The organism is Nocardia sp. NBC_01377 (genome assembly GCF_045040005.1).
GTDB classification, from domain to species: domain Bacteria; phylum Actinomycetota; class Actinomycetes; order Mycobacteriales; family Mycobacteriaceae; genus Nocardia; species Nocardia noduli.
The window spans coordinates 6,354,524-6,372,565 of sequence record NZ_CP109566.1; the positions used below are offsets into that span (position 1 = coordinate 6,354,524).

The 18,042-nt window shown below is 68.0% G+C and carries 18 protein-coding genes and 1 tRNA gene; 11 read left to right on the forward strand and 8 right to left on the reverse strand.

The window, feature by feature from the left end; genetic code table 11:
* Positions 1 to 214: 214 nt before the first annotated feature.
* Together OG225_RS29440 and OG225_RS29445 are read right to left on the reverse strand one after the other, a co-directional pair.
* Positions 215 to 862 (reverse strand): TetR/AcrR family transcriptional regulator, encoded by a 648-nt coding sequence (locus OG225_RS29440; protein WP_216918197.1) that lies wholly within the window; start codon positions 860 to 862, stop codon positions 215 to 217.
* A 169-nt stretch (positions 863 to 1,031) separates the two neighbouring features.
* The gene (locus OG225_RS29445) at positions 1,032 to 1,658 is read right to left on the reverse strand and encodes a TetR/AcrR family transcriptional regulator (protein WP_109527953.1); all 627 of its coding nucleotides are present in this window, start codon (positions 1,656 to 1,658) and stop codon (positions 1,032 to 1,034) included.
* 447 nt (positions 1,659 to 2,105) lie between these two features.
* Between OG225_RS29445 and OG225_RS29450 the strand changes: the two genes are divergently transcribed.
* From OG225_RS29450 to OG225_RS29475, 6 genes are all read left to right on the forward strand, one after another.
* Positions 2,106 to 2,176 (forward strand) — tRNA-Gln (locus tag OG225_RS29450).
* 129 nt (positions 2,177 to 2,305) lie between these two features.
* A complete protein-coding gene (gene glmU, locus OG225_RS29455) occupies positions 2,306 to 3,796 on the forward strand; it encodes a bifunctional UDP-N-acetylglucosamine diphosphorylase/glucosamine-1-phosphate N-acetyltransferase GlmU (RefSeq protein ID WP_405178211.1) in 1,491 nt (496 codons plus the stop codon).
* Positions 3,796 to 4,776: a ribose-phosphate diphosphokinase gene (locus OG225_RS29460; protein WP_405178212.1), complete on the forward strand. Its 981-nt coding sequence runs from the start codon at positions 3,796 to 3,798 to the stop codon at positions 4,774 to 4,776. The genes glmU and OG225_RS29460 overlap by 1 nt, the downstream gene beginning before the upstream one ends.
* A 119-nt stretch (positions 4,777 to 4,895) precedes the next feature.
* Positions 4,896 to 5,591, forward strand: a complete 696-nt coding sequence (locus OG225_RS29465; protein WP_405178213.1) for a hypothetical protein — start codon at positions 4,896 to 4,898, stop codon at positions 5,589 to 5,591.
* 68 nt (positions 5,592 to 5,659) lie between these two features.
* Positions 5,660 to 5,920 (forward strand): hypothetical protein, encoded by a 261-nt coding sequence (locus OG225_RS29470; protein WP_216918189.1) that lies wholly within the window; start codon positions 5,660 to 5,662, stop codon positions 5,918 to 5,920.
* Positions 5,921 to 5,962: 42 nt separating this feature from the next.
* Positions 5,963 to 6,268: a hypothetical protein gene (locus OG225_RS29475; protein ID WP_405178214.1), complete on the forward strand. Its 306-nt coding sequence runs from the start codon at positions 5,963 to 5,965 to the stop codon at positions 6,266 to 6,268.
* An 87-nt stretch (positions 6,269 to 6,355) separates the two neighbouring features.
* Here OG225_RS29475 and OG225_RS29480 read toward each other — a convergent pair whose 3' ends face one another.
* A complete protein-coding gene (locus tag OG225_RS29480; protein WP_405178215.1) occupies positions 6,356 to 7,999 on the reverse strand; it encodes a fatty acyl-AMP ligase in 1,644 nt (547 codons plus the stop codon).
* Between the two features lie 214 nt (positions 8,000 to 8,213).
* Positions 8,214 to 8,891 (reverse strand): lysophospholipid acyltransferase family protein, encoded by a 678-nt coding sequence (locus OG225_RS29485; RefSeq protein WP_405178216.1) that lies wholly within the window; start codon positions 8,889 to 8,891, stop codon positions 8,214 to 8,216.
* Between the two features lie 105 nt (positions 8,892 to 8,996).
* Between OG225_RS29485 and OG225_RS29490 the strand changes: the two genes are divergently transcribed.
* Positions 8,997 to 9,560, forward strand: coding sequence for a TetR/AcrR family transcriptional regulator (locus OG225_RS29490; RefSeq protein ID WP_405178217.1), 564 nt, complete (start codon positions 8,997 to 8,999; stop codon positions 9,558 to 9,560).
* Positions 9,561 to 9,572: 12 nt separating this feature from the next.
* Here OG225_RS29490 and OG225_RS29495 read toward each other — a convergent pair whose 3' ends face one another.
* Together OG225_RS29495 and OG225_RS29500 are read right to left on the reverse strand one after the other, a co-directional pair.
* Complete coding sequence (locus tag OG225_RS29495; RefSeq protein ID WP_405178218.1) at positions 9,573 to 10,490, reverse strand: ribonuclease Z; 918 nt, start codon at positions 10,488 to 10,490, stop codon at positions 9,573 to 9,575.
* Positions 10,491 to 10,495: 5 nt separating this feature from the next.
* Positions 10,496 to 11,674 carry an aminotransferase class V-fold PLP-dependent enzyme gene (locus OG225_RS29500; RefSeq protein ID WP_405178219.1) on the reverse strand — a complete coding sequence of 393 codons (1,179 nt, stop codon included), beginning with the start codon at positions 11,672 to 11,674 and terminating at the stop codon, positions 10,496 to 10,498.
* Between the two features lie 288 nt (positions 11,675 to 11,962).
* On the opposite strand from OG225_RS29500, the gene egtA reads away from it, so the two are divergent.
* The 4 genes from egtA to egtD all read left to right on the forward strand — a co-directional run bounded on the left by egtA (position 11,963) and on the right by egtD (position 16,518).
* Complete coding sequence (gene egtA, locus OG225_RS29505) at positions 11,963 to 13,288, forward strand: ergothioneine biosynthesis glutamate--cysteine ligase EgtA (protein WP_405178220.1); 1,326 nt, start codon at positions 11,963 to 11,965, stop codon at positions 13,286 to 13,288.
* A 145-nt stretch (positions 13,289 to 13,433) separates the two neighbouring features.
* The gene (egtB, locus tag OG225_RS29510) at positions 13,434 to 14,717 is read left to right on the forward strand and encodes an ergothioneine biosynthesis protein EgtB (RefSeq protein WP_405183407.1); all 1,284 of its coding nucleotides are present in this window, start codon (positions 13,434 to 13,436) and stop codon (positions 14,715 to 14,717) included.
* A complete protein-coding gene (gene egtC, locus OG225_RS29515; RefSeq protein WP_405178221.1) occupies positions 14,717 to 15,547 on the forward strand; it encodes an ergothioneine biosynthesis protein EgtC in 831 nt (276 codons plus the stop codon). Before egtB ends, egtC begins: the two co-directional genes overlap by 1 nt.
* Positions 15,544 to 16,518, forward strand: coding sequence for an L-histidine N(alpha)-methyltransferase (egtD, locus tag OG225_RS29520; RefSeq protein WP_405178222.1), 975 nt, complete (start codon positions 15,544 to 15,546; stop codon positions 16,516 to 16,518). The genes egtC and egtD overlap by 4 nt, the downstream gene beginning before the upstream one ends.
* 229 nt (positions 16,519 to 16,747) lie before the next feature.
* On the opposite strand, the gene OG225_RS29525 is transcribed toward egtD, so the two are convergent.
* Positions 16,748 to 17,389, reverse strand: coding sequence for a DUF2461 domain-containing protein (locus OG225_RS29525; protein WP_405178223.1), 642 nt, complete (start codon positions 17,387 to 17,389; stop codon positions 16,748 to 16,750).
* A gap of 60 nt (positions 17,390 to 17,449) precedes the next feature.
* A complete protein-coding gene (gene pth, locus OG225_RS29530; protein WP_109527828.1) occupies positions 17,450 to 18,031 on the reverse strand; it encodes an aminoacyl-tRNA hydrolase in 582 nt (193 codons plus the stop codon).
* Positions 18,032 to 18,042: the final 11 nt, after the last annotated feature.

An 18,042-nucleotide genomic window follows, 5' to 3' on the forward strand; every position in this document is an offset into this window, starting at 1 on the left:
GACAAGCACCCCTCGACACCACCCGCCCCAAGAGGCAAACCCGCCAAGCACCGGTTGACACGAACCCCACCCCCCACGGCGCGAGTCTTACGAGCGACCCGTTCGCGGCCGTCTCGCGTCCGAGCGGTCGAGACAATGCGACGAAGTCGCGAGTCTCGACCGCTCGGACGCGAGACAAGAAGGGCCGCGAACCCGCGGCCCCCGGGCCGCCAAATTACGGCACGTATCTGCGGAGCCTTCGTGCCGCGAATTCGCGGAAGTACGAGAGTTTTTCGCCCGGCACGAGCGACGGCAGCAGGAAGTACCACGCGCGTTCCATACGGGTGGCCATCTGGTCGATGGAGTCCGTGCCGACGGCGACGATGTGTACGCCCGCGGTGATTTCCTGGAGTAGCAGCCCGACCACGTCCGAGTCGAGTTCCGCTTCCAGATCGCCTTGTGCGATGGCACGTTCGGCGAGTACGCGGTAGGTGTCGCCCCAGGTTTTGGCGATGTTGTCGCCTTGGGCGCCGCGGTAGTCGCCGATCTGGTGCGTGAGTTTGAGCATCGCGCCGACCATGGGGTCGTTCATGGATAGGTCGGCCACCACGTAGGTGATGCCGATGCATGCTTCCAGCGCGGGCACTCGGGGATCGAAGAATCCCTGGCACGAACCGACCAGGCGCTCGTTGCCCTGGTCGACCACGGCGCGTGCGAGTTCTTCCTTCGAACCGAAGTGAAAGTACAAGGCGCCCTTGGTCACGTTCGATTGCGCGATGATCTCGCTGAGGCTCGCATTCGCATAGCCCAAGCGCAGAAAGACATCGGCAGCGCCCGCAAGGACGGAGTCGCGGGTGATTTCCGCGCGCGCTTGCCTAGCCATCAGATCCGCCTGTCATTCTTGAACCCAGCCATCCTGAAGTAGACCGACATCTCGAAGTAGACCGATACACCGCCCGAACAGCACCCAGAGGATGCGTGAACCGTACCACCAGGTGTACGCCCGTTAACCAATTCGAGCATTCAGCCGGGCCTCCATCGCAATTCGCTGGTTACCTCTCGGGTCGGTCGGTGGCCGTGGTCGGCCACTCCGAGTCCAGCTGCGGATCGGCCTCCAGGTGGCGCAGTCCGTTCCAGCAGAGGTTCACCAAATGGGCTGCCACAACCTCTTTGGGCGGTGTGCGGACATCGAGCCACCAGGTCGCGGCGGTGGACACCATACCGACGAGTCCCTGCGCGTAGAGCGTGGCCAGGCTGGTATCGAGTTCGCGGCGCTCGAAATCGCCTGCGAGGATGTGCGCCACCTGGTTGACGGCCTCGTTGAGCAGGCTGGAGTAGCGACCGTCGTCGGTGGCGACCGGCTGGTCGCGCACCAGGATTCGGAATCCGTCGGTGCGTTCCTCGATGTAGGTGAGCAGCGCGAGCGCCACCTGTTCGAGCCGCACGCGTGAGCGGTTCTGGGTGAGCGAGGAGGTGATCATGTCCAGCAGCATCGACATCTCGCGGTCGACGACCACCGCGTACAGGCCTTCCTTACCCCCGAAGTGTTCGTACACTACGGGTTTGGAGACCTGGGCGCGTTGCGCGATCTCCTCGATCGAGGTCGCCTCGTATCCGCGTTCGGCGAACAGCGCGCGGCCTATCTCGATCAGTTGCTGGCGGCGCTGGGTGCCGGTCATCCGAGGACGTGCGGGCGAACCGCTCCTGCGGAGTTTGTCGCCGGTGGCCGGATCGACGGGTTCGCGCCCGGCCGATCGCCCCGCGTCCGGCCCGCTCCTCGAGGTCCCCTGCGGATTACCCATGGCGGTGGAGTGTCGGTCGTTGCGTGGGGAAGTGGGTCGTACGCATTGTCTGGCCTCCCTGCACGGACATTTACCGTTCCGCGACAACTGTTCCAGACAGCGGTGTTCGCGGGTGCGCCGACCCGCGGACTGCCGGGGCGCGATCGACGTTCGGCCGACCGGAGGACACGGCTTCGGCGGCCCGACGGGTACCTCGCGTACGACGCGCGCGGGGAAAAATCCGCGGGCAGGCGGGCTAGCTCGACTTGACGCGGGGTCTCATGCGAGGATTCATGCCGTGCCGCGGGGCGCAGCGGCGGGTTTCCCGATCCGCCGGTGTGACGATCCGCCGTAGTGTAATGGCAGCACCTCTGATTTTGGTTCAGATAGTTCAGGTTCGAGTCCTGGCGGCGGAGCACACCGGCACGATGGCCTATCGTTGGCCGCGCACGATCGCGGACCACATATATGCGGACCCACAAGCACACAGCGCTGACCGAGAACGAAGCCGCCGAAGCACGATGACAGGCAGCCGAGGGAGATCCATGCCACAGCAGACCGCCGTCGTCGTTCTCGCAGCCGGAGCCGGAACGCGAATGCGGTCGAAGACCCCCAAAGTGCTGCATTCGCTAGCCGGTCGGAGCATGCTCGCGCACGCGCTGCATGCGGCGAACGAGATCGACCCCGCGTACCTCATCACCGTGATCGGCCACGACAGGGAGCAGGTCGGGGCGGCCGCGAACGCCGTCGCCGCCGATCTCGGCCGCGAGATAAGCCTCGCCATCCAGGAGGAACAGCTCGGCACCGGCCACGCGGTCCGGTGCGCGCTGGACGCGCTGCCCGCCGATTTCACCGGCGATCTGCTCGTCACCTCCGCCGACGTGCCGTTGCTCGACGGCCATACGTTGAGCGCGTTGCTCGATGAGCACCGCAGCTACACCGAACGCTCGGCCGTGACGGTGCTGACCTTCGTCCCCGACGATCCGAACGGCTACGGCCGCATCGTGCGCGACGTGGACGGTCAGGTCGTCGAGATCGTCGAGCACGCCGACGCGACACCGGAGCAGAGCGCGCTCACCGAGGTCAACTCCGGCGTGTACGCCTTCGACGCGTCGGTCCTGCGCGCGATGATCGGCAGGCTCTCCACCGCGAACGCCCAGCACGAGCTGTACCTGACCGATGTGCTGCGACTCGCCCACGACGCCGGGCATCCGGTGCACGGCGCGCGCCTGGTCGATTCGGCCAAGGTGACCGGTGTCAACGACCGGGTACAGCTGTCCCAGGCGACCGGCACGCTCAACCGCTACATCCTCGAACGGCATATGCGCGCGGGCGTCACCGTGATCGATCCGGCCAGTACCTGGGTCGATGTGGGTGTGGAGATCGGCAGGGACGCGGTGCTGCGGCCCGGGGTCCAGCTGTTCGGCACCACCGTCATCGGCGAGGACGCCGAGATCGGCCCGGACAGCACGCTCACCGATGTGCTGGTCGGCGACGGCGCGAAGGTGGTGCGCAGTCACGGCGAGGGCGCGTCGATCGGGCCGGGTGCCGCCATCGGTCCCTTCGCCTATCTGCGGCCGGGAACCGTCGTCGGCGAATCGGGCAAGCTCGGCGCTTTCGTCGAGACCAAGAACGCGTCGATCGGCGCGCATTCGAAGGTGCCGCACCTGACCTATGTCGGTGACGCAACCATCGGTGAACACAGCAACATCGGCGCGTCCAGCGTGTTCGTCAACTACGACGGGGTACGCAAACATCACACCGTGGTCGGCTCGCACGTGCGCACCGGAAGCGACACCATGTTCGTCGCCCCGGTGACGGTGGGTGACGGCGCCTATACGGCGGCGGGTACTGTACTGCGCAGAAGCGTTCCCCCCGGAGCTCTCGCGGTGTCCGGTGGACCGCAGAAGAATATCGAGGGCTGGGTGCAGCGCCACCGTCCAGGGACGGATGCGGCGCGCGCGGCGGCGGCGGCGGTGTCGGCGGCCGACGAGATGTCGAGTCAGGTTATAGAGCAAAAGGATGGCAAACAGTAGTGACCGCGTCATGGATCGACAACCAGAAGAACCTCATGCTCTTCTCGGGACGCGCTCATCCTGAGCTGGCCGAGCAGGTCGCCAAGGAACTCGATGTCCACGTCACCCCGCAGACCGCGCGTGATTTCGCCAACGGCGAGATCTTCGTCCGGTTCGAGGAGTCCGTTCGCGGCTCGGATGCCTTTGTGTTGCAAAGCTTTCCGGCGCCACTGAACCAGTGGTTGATGGAACAGCTCATCATGATCGATGCGCTCAAGCGCGGTTCGGCCAAGCGGATCACCGCGGTCCTGCCGTTCTACCCCTACGCCCGTCAGGACAAGAAGCACCGCGGCCGTGAGCCGATCTCGGCTCGCCTGGTCGCCGATCTGCTGAAGACCGCGGGCGCGGACCGCATCATCACCGTCGACCTGCACACCGACCAGATCCAGGGTTTCTTCGACGGCCCGGTCGATCACATGCACGCGCAGGTGCAGCTCGCGGAGTACATCCGCAACAACTACACCCTCGATCACATCACCGTGGTCTCGCCGGATTCCGGCCGCGTGCGCGTCGCCGAGAAGTGGGCGGATTCACTCGGCGGCTCACCGCTGGCGTTCATCCACAAGACCCGCGATCCGCTGGTGCCCAACCAGATCAAGGCCAACCGCGTGGTCGGTGACGTCGAGGGCCGCACCTGCATCCTGATCGACGACATGATCGACACCGGCGGCACCATCGCCGGCGCGGTCAACGTGCTGAAGCAGGCGGGCGCGGGCGACGTGGTCATCGCCGCGACCCATGGCGTGCTCAGCCATCCGGCCGCCGAGCGTCTCGCGACCTGCGGGGCCAAAGAGGTCGTCGTCACCAATACCCTGCCGCTCACCGAGGACCAGAAGTTCTCGCAGCTGACGGTGCTCTCGATCGCTCCGCTGCTGGCGCGCACCATCCGCGAGGTCTTCGAGAACGGTTCGGTCACCGGATTGTTCAACGGCAACGCGTAGTACGTTCGTCATGGTTCGGCGGCTCGGACTCCGGTCCGGGCCGCCGACTGCGTTACGTGGGCGCCGTCGACGGCGATAACGCGTGCGACAGACATACGTTCGTAGGAGGGGGAGTCACCGTGACGACACCGCAGGAACCGCAGCGGGGCTGGAGCCTGGAGAAGGCACAGGACAACGTCGCCGATCCGGCCAGGGCCGCCGAGACCCAGGTCTACCGGCCGGGTACCGGACCCGCGCCGTTCCCGCAGGCCCAGCCGCAAGACGCCGGGCCGCCGCAGTACACACCGCCGGGGGGTTATCCCGCGTATCCGACCGGCGAGGCTCCGTCGAGTTACCCGGCCGACCCGGCGGGCGCGGTTGCGCCGAGTCATCCCGCCTACCCGCAGCAATCCATCCCCACGTATCCACAGCAGGGCTATCCGCAACAGGGTGGTTATCCCCAGCAACCCGGTTATCCACAGGCCGGGGGCGCCTACGGGCAGCCCGGATATCCGCAGCCCGCGGCGTACGGCTACCTGGCGCAGTACGGCGGACCCGGCTACCAGCCCTACGGCCCGTACGGCCCGCCCCGATCCGATACCCCGGCGTGGTCGATCGCGAGTTTCGTCTGCCTCGGAATCACGGCGGTCGCGGCGGTGCTGTGTTTCATACCGATCGTCGTCACCGCGCCCGCCGGGATCATCTTCGGGATCGTCGGCCATTCGAAGGGTGAACAACTCGGCAAGTGGGCCGCGATCGCCAACGGCGTCGTCCTCGCCCTCGCGATCGTGCTGGTCGTCGCCGTCGTCGGTATCGCGGGAATCGGCTACAGCTGATCGCGGCTCGCGCGAATTCCCGGGTTCGGATCCGCGTCGCCGCGCCGAATCCGGGAATACTGTCCGGTATGGACCGTGAACCGTTGGATATGGATATGGGAGACGACGAGCAGGCCGACGAGATCCGCGAATACGAGCGGAACGTCGAGAATCCGCCGGACGACCTGCGCATCCGCTATCGGGAGAACGAGGACGACGGCAGGCTCGGAATCGGCGAAGAACTCGAGCAGGAGTGGTCACGGGGCGATCGGGCGGCCGAGGAAGCCGAACAGGACGATCGTCCGGCCGAAGCTGCCGCGATGGATATCGTGGACGACACCGATCTGTAGGTATCCGTCAGCTAGCGACCCACCCCGCTCGAGGAAGGCGCTATGACCACACCGCAGCAACCCGGCGACAACCCCGACCAGGACCCGCCACGCTATCCCCCGCCGCCACCCTACGAACCGTTGGCGCCTGCCCCGCGCGAGCAGGGCCCGCCCACCCTGACCATCATCGGCGCCGTGTGCGCGGTGCTCGCGCTGCTGCTGTGCCCGATCCTGTTCGGCCCCGCGGGCATCGTCTTCGGCTACCTGGCGCACAAGAAGGGCGAGAAATTCGGCAAATGGGTCGCCGTCGCGTCCGCGGTCGCCCTCGTGCTCGGGCTGGTCGTGAGTTTGATCGTCTACAACAGGTAGACGGGACGGCCCACGCGGACATTCCGACGCCTCGCGCGCGGACTTCCCGCGTGCGGGCGCGACAGTGTCCGCGTGGGCCGGTGCCGCTCAGCGCAGATGGACCGCCGTCGCGGCGCGACGGAGTTTGCCCGACGACGTCTTGGGCAGCGCGCCGGGACCGAGGACCGCGACGGTGCGCGGACGGACGCCCTCTTCGGAGAAGACCGCGTGCACGATCTCGCGTTCGATGCGCTTGACCTCGTCGGGACTCTCGTGATCGTTGGATTCCACCACCACCGCGAAACTTTCGCGCTTGTCGCCCGCGTCGAGCCGCACGGCGACGGCGTTGCCCGGTCGCACGCCGGGTACCCGCATCGCGGCGCGTTCGATATCGGTGGGGTAGATGTTGCGCCCGCCCATGATGATGACGTCCTTGATGCGCCCGCACACCACGATCAGGCCCGCTTCGGTGAAGTAGCCGATGTCGCCGGTGTCGAGCCATCCGTCCGCGTCCTGCGCGGCGCGGAACCCCTCCACCGTGACATAGCCGGAAGTGACCGCGGGACCGCGCAATTCGATGACACCGACGGATCGCGTCGGCAGCGGCTGCCGTTCGGCGTCGACGACCCGGCCTTCGAGATGGTCGACGAGGTAGCCCAGGGTCGGCAGTCGACGCGCCACGCCGTGGGTGTTGTCGGCGTGCACCGGCACCGCCTTGCCGAGCGCTTCGAGCAGGCCCGCGTCGATGATGTCGAGCACCTGGCCGTGCCCGGGGTCGGGCACCGAGACCGCGAGCGTGGTTTCGGCCATGCCGTAGACGGGAGTCAGCGCCATCGGGTTGAGTCCGAAACGCGCTCCGGCGGCGGCGAGTGCCTCCATGGTGTCGGGATCCACCGGTTCCGCGCCGTTCCACATGTAGCGCACAGAGCTCAGATCGAGTGCGCCGTCGGGAGTCTGGGCGAGCCTGCGCGCCAGCAGCGAGTACGCGAAATTCGGTGCGGCGGTCACTGTTCCGCGATATTTGTCGATCAGCTCGGCCCACAGCAGCGGCCGCTTCAGGAAGTCGAGCGGGGTGATGCACACGACTTCGGCGCCCAGGTGCATCGGCACGCTGAGGAAGCCGACCATGCCCATATCGTGGAACAGTGGCAACCAGCTGATCATCACGTCGTCGTCGAGCTGGAATTTGACCCGGTCGAACATGGCGTAGGCGTTGACGTAGAAATTCTCGTGGGTGATCCGCACGGCCTTGGGTGAACCGGTCGACCCCGAGGTCAACTGCTGGAGGGCGATATCGTCCTCGCCGGTCGGGAGCGGATCGATCTCGTCGCCGCCGCGCAATTCATCGATCAGCACGACGGTGATGCCGCGTTCGCGCAGCAGCGGCGCGGCGATCTCGAACGGCGCTCCGAGCACGACCGCGCGTGCCTCGATCATCCCGAGGACGGTCTCGGTATCGCGGGCCCACACACCCAGGTCGGTGCGCGGCGTCGGCTGGTGCAGCATCGTGACGGAGGCGCCGCGCATCCAGACGGCTTGGCACGCGGGGGCGATATCGACCGGCATTCCCGCCAGCACGCCGACGGCGTCCCCCGGCCCGATTCCGGCCGCCGCGAGCCCACCGGCCATCCGCCGGGCGATTCCGTGGATCTCGCCCCACGTCGAGCGTGTGGGCGCGTCCGGCTCCCCCGTGACCAGACCGCGGTCGGAGCTACCCGCGGTCGCGTACATCTCCTCGGTGAACCTGCTCACTGTCGGTCTCCTCGGTATGAAACAGGCCGATCGCCCGCCCTGTTCCAACTATCCCGCCGAAGAGTCCGTACGTTAACCCCCTTTCCCATCCCCGACGGTCACAAGCTGAGTGCGACACCCCCGACACGCCGCGAAAATGGACTCGATCCGAGGAAGAGATTCCGTCGACTCGGTGGTCGGGACCTTGCGGTGACGGGCGTGCGCCCTGCCGTGATCAGGCCGAGCGGACCTGTGTCCGATCGTGGGCGAACGTGGCCGCGTACCGGTCCACGTAGGGGCGGCCCGCCCTGGCCGCCAGGTCGCGCATCAGTTCGTCGGTGGCGGCGCGCGGGTGGTGATTGTCGGCGGCTCCGTAGTAGCGGGGCGCGCCGAAGCTGACCCGCACCTTGGCGAAACGCCAGCGGCGAGTGCCGCGCGGATTGACACGGTCGGTACCGGACAGCACGACCGGGATCACGGGCGCGCCGGTGGCGATGGCGACCCGCAGGGTGCCGGTGCGGCCGCGATAGATCCGACCGTCGGGGGACCGCGTTCCCTCCGGATGAATGGCCCAGACGCCACCGGATTCGAGGATGCGGGTGGCGGCGGCCAAGGCGTCAGCGGCCGCGCTACCGCCGGTGCGGTCGACCGGGACCTGCCCCGCCACCGTGTAGAACCACCGGGTGCAGCGCCCCTTCAGGCCGGTACCGGTGAAGTATTCCATCTTGGCGAGGAAGGTGACGCGGCGCGGCAGTACCAGCGCCAGATACAGCGAGTCGATGAACGCGAGGTGATTGGCCGCGATGATCACCGGACCATTGTCCGGGACATGGTGCAGCCCTTCGATTTCCGGCCGCCCGAGCAGCCGCAGCAGCGGACCGAGCAGAACGTGTTTGAAGAGCCGGTACCACATGGACTTCCTTCCGGAGCGGGTGCGTAGACACTGTCTACACGATCCGGGTAGACAGTGTCTACCCCCATCGGGCGACGACCGGGTACCCGGGTGGACAATGTCGGAATGGTCGAGAGCGAGCCGCTGCGGGAGCGATTGGTCGGCGTCGGGGTCGACCTGCTCGAAGAGGTGGGCGCGGAGGGACTCGGCCTGCGCGCGATCACCCGTGCCGCCGGTGTCTCCCACGGCGCGCCGCGCCGGTATTTCCCCAGCCACAACGCCCTGCTCGCCGCCATCGCCGCCCGCGGTTTCGGCGATCTGCTCCGACGTTTCACCACGGTCGCCGGAACCCCGCGTGATCGGTTGCGCGGCATGGCATTCGAATATGTCGAATTCGCGGGCGCCAGGCCCGAGATGTTCACCCTCATGTTCCGCCACGACCTGCTCGAGGGTTCGGGAGAGAATCTGCGCGAGACGACGCTGCCCGCCTACGCCGCGTTCATCGACCTGGTCCGCGCCGTCCTCGGTCCGGACGCCGCACCCGAGACGGTGGCCGCGCGCGCGCTCGCGCTGTGGACCAACCTGCACGGTGTCGCCACGCTGCGCGCCAACCGCAGTCTCGCCCTCATCGCCGCCGACACCGACGCCCGCGCCCTGGTCGTTCGGGTGATCGAATTACATCTGCCCTGAACGCGGTTCGGATCAGAGCCGAGGGGGCAGCGGAATGCGCGCCAGATCCTCGGCGACGACGATCTCACCGGAGAATCGACGTTCGGCTTCGGCGCGGTGGCCGTCCAGGGTGCGATAGCGCTGGGAGAAGTGGGTCAGGACCAGGGTGCGGACGCCCGCTTCGGCGGCCACCCCGGCGGCCTGGGCGGCGGTGAGATGTCCGTGTTCGGCGGCGAGGTCGGCCTGCGATTCCAGGAATGTCGCCTCGATGACGAGAAGGTCGACGCCGGAAGCCAATTCGAAGACACCGTCGCACAATCGGGTGTCCATGACGAAGGCCACGCTCTGGCCCGGTCTCGGTTCGCCGACCTCGGCCAGGGTGACGGTACGGCCCTCGTGTTCCACCGCGCCCAGCCGCCGCAGCTCACCGACGACGGGTCCGCTCAGACCCAGCTCCCGCAGTCGCCGCTGTGACATCCGGAATCCGTCCGGTTCGGTGATCCGGTACCCGAACGCCTCGACCGGGTGCGACAGCGGCGCAGCGGTGAGGACGAACGGCGCACCGGGCGCTTCCAGCGGTCCACCTTCCACGATCGGATGCGGGCGCAGGTCGACGGTCCGGTGATAGGCGGTGGCATTGCACAGTCGCTGGTAGTACACCTCGCCCGAGGCCGGGTAGTACACGTCCACCGGATGCGGCACCCGGTCCAGGTTGATGCGCTGGACGATCCCTGGCAGGCCGAGGCAGTGATCGCCGTGGAAATGGGTGAGGGCGATCCGGGTGATGTCGGTCGCCGAGACGCCCGCGTACGTCATCTGCCGCTGGGTGCCCTCACCGGGATCGAACAGCACGCCCTCCTCGGCCCAGCGCAGCAGGTAGCCGTTGTGATTGCGCAGTTTGGTCGGCACCTGACTCGCGGTGCCGAGGACGACGAGTTCGCGCTGCGACACGGTCGCTACAGCGCCGAGACGGCCGCGACGAAGCGGTCGAGTTCATCGAAACCGACGAAGCAGTGCGGCGAGGCACGCACCACCGAGGCCAGGCCGCGTTCGGTCATATCGAGCAGGGTGGAACTCGCGTGGCTGACCGTGACGGTGATGTCCTGTTCGGCGAGGCGGTCGCGCACCGCGAGCGGGTCGACGCCGTCGACGGTGAACGAGACGATGCCGCTGTGGCGGATGCCCAGGTCGCGCACGGTCACCCCGGAGATCTGCGGTAATGCCTTGCGCAGATGTTCGGCGCGCGCCGCGATGGCCGCGTAGACCTCGTCGGGTCCGAGTTCGAGCAGGTATCGCACCGCGGCGCCGAGACCGAGGCGGGCCGCGACGTCGTGTTCCCAGAATTCGAAGCGCGAGGCGTCCCGCGCGAGGCGGAATTCGGTCCCGTCGACCCATTCGGCGCTGTGCAGGTCGAGCCGCTGCGGTTCCATGGTCGCCGCCAGCTCGGGTCGCACGTAGAGGAATCCGGTGCCGCGCGGACCGCGCAGCCATTTGCGTCCGGTGACCGACAACGCGTCGACATCGAGTTCCGCGACGTCGATCGGGATCTGCCCGGCCGACTGGCAGGCGTCGAGCAGGACGAGCGCGCCCACCGAATGCGCGATCGCGGTGGCTTCGGCGGCCGGGTTGACCAGCCCGCCGTTGGTCGGCGCGTGCAGTACCGAGACCAGTCGCACCCGCTCGTCGATCATCTTCTCGAACGCGTCGACGTCGAGTTGGCCGCCGCTGTCGCTCGGAATGCGCTCGACGATCGCGCCCACCGCGCGGGCCCGCTGCAACGCGGCGATGGCGTTGCTCGCGTAGTCCGAACCCGAGATCAGGATGCGGTCACCCGGCGCGAGCGGCACCGAGTAGAAGAAATCCGCCCACGATCTGGTCGCGCTGTCGCTGAGCGCGATACTGCCCGGCGCGGCGTTGATCAATTCGCCGATCGCGGTCTTCACCGCGGCGAGGTCGGGGAGTCGTTCGCTCGCGGCCCGATAACCGCCGATCGCGGCCTCGCGGCGCAGATGGCCGACGACGGTGTCGACGACGACGCGCGGCGGCAACGACGATCCGGCGCTGTCGAGGAAGACCAATCCCGTGTCCGAGTCGTAACCGGGGGTGTCGGCCCGCACGCGCTTCAGGTCAAGCATGTACTCGACCCTATCGGGTGACGATCGACACGGCCCCCGAGTCCGAGCCGTCACATATTCGTCGGTTTCTTCCCCCCGTACTTGTCGGTGTCGCTCGCTACGCTGGATTGATGCGAGGCGGGGAATAAACGCCCGCGACAGTGCGATACGGAACTACGAGATCGAACGCTCCGGGTGAGATCCGGCGGCCGGAACCACGCAGCTCGAACCAGGCAAACTCGAACGCGATACGAACTTACGGCGTCGGACCCGATCCGGCCCGTGCAGGAACTCACGGTGGAGGTCGGCATGGCGGTTACTCTCGAGCATCCGGAATCGACCGGCTCCGCCCCCGCGTCGGAGGAACTGTCCTCGCGCGCCGCGGCCGAGGCGTACGTGGGCGGTGTCTGCTTCAAGCTGGGCCCACCCACGCTGATCGGCGCCGAACTCGAATGGCTCACCGTGCAGGGTGAGTGTTCGGCGTCAGGCCCGACGGCCGCCCCACGCCCGCGGTTGGCTGCACTGGCAGCCGCACTCGGACCCTACGCACCGAGGTCCATCGCCCCCGATTCACCGGCGGCCCCGCTGCCAGGGGGCAGCCGGGTCACCATGGAACCCGGCGGTCAGATCGAACTCTCCAGCGCCCCCTTCGCTACCGCCGCCGCATTGTGCGAGCGCCTGAGCGAGGATGCCGGGCTGCTGACCGAACTTCTCGGTTCCCGATCGATCCGCGTGGTGGCCGCCTCCGCCGACGCGGATCGCCACCCCGAACGCGTGCTGCGACTACCCCGCTACCGCGCGATGGAGCAGTGCTTCGGCGGAATCGGCCCCTTCGGCAAACTCATGATGTGCAACACTGCGGCCACCCAGGTCAGCGTTGACGCGGGCGCCGACGCCGCGCAGGTCGCCGCGCGCTGGACGGCCACCCATGTCATCGGCCCCGCGCTGCTCGCCGCCTTCGCGTGCTCCCCCGTCCTGTGTGGCGCTCCGGCTGGCGCGTGGGCCTCCCAGCGCATGCGGACCTGGCTGCGGCTGGACAACGCGCGCACCCGTCCGCCCGCCGAGGACTGGTCCGACCCCATCTCCTCCTACGCCCGCTGGGCGCTGGACGTCCCCCTGCTGTGTGTGCGCCGCCCCGACGGCGGCGCCAACGGCTCGGCGGCCAACGGCTCGGGCGACAACTGGTCGGCGCCGCCGTGCGCCACCTTCGCCGACTGGCTCGGCGGCGCGCTCGATGACGAGATAGGCCGAAGACCCGGTCTCGCCGACCTCGACTACCACCTCACCACCCTGTTTCCGCCGGTCCGCGCCTCGGGTCATCTGGAGATCCGCTACATCGACGCCCAGCCCGAGGACGTGTGGGCCGTGCCCGTCCACGCCGTCGACGCGCTGCTGTCCACCCCCGAGATCGTCGCCGAGGCGACGGCGCTGGCCGCTCCGCTCACCGGCCGCTGGCTCGACGCGGCCCGGCAGGGACTGGCCGACCCGCAGATCCGGGAGATCGCGGCCGACATACTCGTCCTCGCCGCCGCGCACGCCGCGACACCGGCCGCGGCGACCGAACTGGAGGCCGCGGCCCGACGCTGCCGCGCGAGCCTGACACCGAGCGGAGAGCGGGCCGGAGCGAGCTCGTGACCGGCCGGATCCGCACCGGCTACCAGCGCGAGCCGCCGCCCGGCCCGGCGTTCCCCCGTTCCGCACCGAACAACCCTCGGAGAGTTCTGCCGTGACCACGCACTTTTCCGCACCCACCGACGACGTCGAGCGATTACGCGACCGGATCGCCTCGGCACTGGCCCGTGCGCGCGCCCGTACCCTCGGTCTCACCGACGCCCTGGACGAGTCCGAACTGGTAGCCCAGCATTCCCGCCTGATGAGTCCGCTGGTGTGGGATCTCGCCCATATCGGCAATCAGGAGGAGCTGTGGCTGGTGCGCGATGTCGGCGGTCGCGAGCCCGTTCGCGCCGATATCGATGAACTCTACGACGCGTTCAAACACGCAAGGGCCAACCGGCCGGGCCTGCCGCTGCTCGATCCGACACAGGCACGCGACTACGTCGGCACGGTCCGCGACAAGGTGTGGGATGTGCTGGACCGCAACACCTTGCGCGGCGATCCCCTCGTCCAAGACGGTTTCGCGTTCGGCATGATCGCCCAGCACGAACAGCAGCATGACGAGACGATGCTGGCCACCCACCAATTGCGCGCGGGTGAAGCGGTGCTGTCCGCGCCGCCCGCGCCCACCGCCGTCACCCCCGTCGACGGCGAGATCGTCATTCCCGCAGGGGAATTCACGATGGGCACCTCCATCCATCCGTGGGCGCTGGACAACGAGCGCCCGGCCCACCCGGTGCACGTCGACGCCTTCGCCATCGATGCCGCGCCGATCACCAACGAGCAGTACGCGGCCTTCGTCGACGACGGTGGCTACGACCGTGCCGAGCTGTGGTCCGAACGGGGGTGGGCGCACCGGCGGGAATCGGGGCTGATCGCCCCGCAATTCTGGGAGCGCGATCCGAGCGGACAGCGGTGGCGGAGGGTCTTCGGCGTGATGACGCCGCTGCGCCCACGTCAGCCCGTGGTGCACGTCTGCTGGTACGAGGCCGAAGCCTACGCGAGGTGGGCGGGTAAGCGACTGCCCACCGAAGCGGAATGGGAGAAGGCCGCGCGTTTCGATCCGGCGACCGGAAGTGCCCGCGAATACCCTTGGGGCGACGCCGAACCCGACGACGCCACCGCGAATCTCGGTCAGCGTCATCTCGAACCGGCCGAGGTCGGCGCGTACCCGAAGGGCGCTTCGCCCGCGGGCGTGCACCAGCTCATCGGTGACGTCTGGGAGTGGACGGCGTCGGGTTTCGAGCCCTACCCCGGCTTCCGCGCGTTCCCCTACGCCGAATACTCCGATGTCTTCTTCGGCGGCGACTACCGGGTGCTGCGCGGCGGTTCCTTCGGCACCGATCCGGTGGCCTGCCGCGGCACCTTCCGCAACTGGGATCATCCGATCCGACGCCAGATCTTCGCCGGGTTCCGCCTGGCCCGTGATCTGCGCCCCGAGGAACGTTGATGTGCCGACATCTCGGCTATGTCGGCCCGCCCGTGCGTGTCGGTGACATGCTCACCCTCGGCACGCATTCGCTGCGCATCCAGGCGTGGGCGCCACGGGATATGCGCAAGGGCGGCACCATCAACGCCGACGGTTTCGGTGTCGCGTGGTGGCGCGACGACGACGAGGACACCGTGTCGGTGAGCCGCTACCGCAACCCCGCGCCGATCTGGACCGATCCGGCCGTGGAAGAAGTTCTGCCGCAACTCGAATCGTGGGCGGTACTGGGCTCGGTGCGTTCGGCGACGGTCGGCATGCCGGTCGAGCGGACCGCGTGCGCGCCGTTCACCGAAGGCCGCTGGGCCTTCAGCCACAACGGGGTCGTCCCGGACTGGCGTCGGACATCGACCGCGGTCGCCGCCGAATTCGCCGACACCGCGGCCGAACTCGGGGCCGGTGCGTTGTTCGACGCGGCCCGCCTGCTCGAAGCCGAGTCGGCCACCGATTCCGCGACGCTGTGGGTTCTCCTGCGCGGACTGCTCGCCACCGACTTCCCGGACGGCGCGTGGACGGCCGCACCCGCCGCGCTCCGACTGCTGATCGCGGCGGTGTCGGCGCACGCGCCCGGGGCGCGGCTGAATTTTCTGCTCGGCGACGGCGCCCAACTGTGGGCGACCACCTGGCACCATTCGCTCTCGGCCCTGGTCACCGAAGATTTCGCCATCCTGTCCTCCGAACCCTTCGACGACGATCCGCGCTGGCAGTCGATCCCCGACCGCAGTCTCGTCACCGCGCGTCCGGATCACCTCGTCGTCGAACCGCTTCCCGACCCCGAAAGGCTCGCGCCATGAACGCCGTACCGACACTGGAGACCCACCTCTCCGACGACGATCTGACCGCCGCCTTGCGGGCCGACGCCCTGCTCGGCCTGACCTCGGCCCCCAAATGGCTGCCGCCCAAATGGTTCTACGACGCGCGCGGCAGTGAACTCTTCGAGCGGATCACCGAACTTCCCGAGTACTACCCGACCCGCACCGAGCGGGCGCTGCTCGAACGGGTGGTCGGCGAGATCGCGCGCAGTACCCGCGCGGAGGTTCTGGTGGAACTCGGTTCCGGCTCGTCGGCGAAGACCCGGCTGCTGCTGAACGCGCTGACCGCCGAAGGCGCGCTGGAGACGTATGTGCCCCAGGATGTCTCGTCGTCGGCGTTGCGCGCCGCGGTCGAGGAGATCGCCGCCGAATTCCCCGCCGTCTCCGTCCACGGCGTGGTCAGCGATTTCACCGGAACCCTCGGCAATCTGCCGCGCGGCGGACGTCGCATGATCGCCTTCCTCGGCGGCACCATCGGCAATCTCGTCCCGGCCGAGCGCGCGGAATTCCTCGCCGGTATCCACGAAGTACTCGAACCCGGCGAACAACTGCTGATCGGCGCGGGCCTGGTGATCGACCCCGCGGTACTCGTGCCCGCCTACGACGACGCGGCCGGGGTCACCGCCGAATTCAACCGAAATGTGTTGCACGTACTGAACAATCGACTCGACGCCGATTTCGTCCCGGAGAAATTCGACCATATCGCGGTGTGGGATGCCGAGAACGAATGGATCGAGATGCGCCTCGCGGCGACCGAGGCCACCACGGTCAAGGTCCGGGAACTGGATCTGACCGTCGAATTCGCGCCCGGCGAGCAGATGCGCACCGAGATCTCGGCCAAATTCCGCATCGACGGACTGCGGGGCGAACTCGCCGCCTCCGGATTCCGCACCGAGCGGGTGTGGACCGACCCGGACGACCGCTTCGCCCTGGTGCTGTCCGAGCGAGTCTGACCCGGTTGCCGCCCGGTCCCGACTTCGCGGTTCGCCATCGTCGAGCCGGAACGAGACTTCGAGAATCGCTGGACAGAGTGGGCAGCATCGCTGCTCGCTCTGTCCAGCGCAGCCGGTTCCTGCCTGCCTACTCCGGAGTCGCGCTCCGCTGTGATCGAGATCGGCCGCGGAGTCCTGCCAGCGTCGCACCCGCTGCGGCGCCGACCACGGTGGTGACGGTGGGGTGGGATTACCCGGTCGGAGCGACGACGGCGGTGAGCCAATCGATGAACGGGCGCATGGATTCCCAGGTCTTGCGGACCTCGGTGGCGGCGCGGGCGGTGGGGAGCCAGTCGGGCGCGCCGTATTCCTTGTGACAGGTGATCGACTTGTGCCGCAGGAGTTCGATGCGCGGGTGGTCGGCCTCGTATCCCTTGGGTTTGGTCTTCAACGTGTCGCCGCCGATGGCGAAACCCTTCTTACGGAGTTTCGCCAGGATCGCCTCGAGTTCGGGACCGCGCAGCTCGTCGTCGACGGTGGCGCGGTACTGGGCGATCTGCGCGGGGGTGCCGGAATAGAAACCACCGCCGACGAAGAGTCCGGCGGCGCCGATCTGCACGTACCAGCCGGTTCCCGGCGCGGTGCCGACCACCGCGCCCTGCGCGGTCTTGTACGGCAGTTTGTCCTTGGAGAACCGGACATCGCGATAGGGCCGGAAGATCTTCGCCGTTCCGAAATCGGGTTCGAGCAGGGCGGTCAACGCGACCATCGGCGCGCGCACCGATTCGTCGTAGACCGCCTTATGCGCATTCCAGAACGTCTTCGAGTTGTCGGCTTCGAGATCTTCGTAGAAGTCCAGTCCCGCCAGCGGGAAACCGGTGAATCCGCTCATGGGGACGAACTTACGCCGGGACGGTGACAGGTCAGCCGTGAGCCCGGCTACGAGCGGAGCTCAGTGCAGACGGTTCTGGGCGGGTTCGAGCCCGAGTTTCAGGAGGAGTTCCACGGCGTCGGCGGCCTGCTCCACGATCACCGGGACCTCTTTGCGCTCCGGGGCGGCGAAGGGTTTCAGGACGTAGTCGGCCGGGTCCTGGCGACCGGGCGGACGGCCGATGCCGATGCGGGTGCGCAGGTATTCCTTGGTGGTCAGCGCGCTCGAGATGGAACGCAGACCGTTGTGACCACCTTCGCCGCCGCCGCGTTTGAGTTTTATCTCACCGAAGGGCAGGTCGAGTTCGTCGTGGACGACGATGACCTCGGTGGCGGGGACGGAGAAGAATTTCGCCAGCGCGGCCACCGGACGGCCGGAGAGGTTCATGAACGACCGCGGCTTGGCGATCAGCACCTGACGGCCGTCCAGGCGCGCCTGCAACAGGTCGGCGCCGGATTTCTTGTGCACGGCGAAACGGCCGCCGACGCGCTCTGCGAGCACGTCGGCGACCAGGAAGCCGATGTTGTGCCGGGTGCGCTCGTATTCGGGGCCTGGGTTACCCAGTCCGACCACGAGCGCCGGTCCGGTCACGGATTCGGTCATGAAGAGAACCG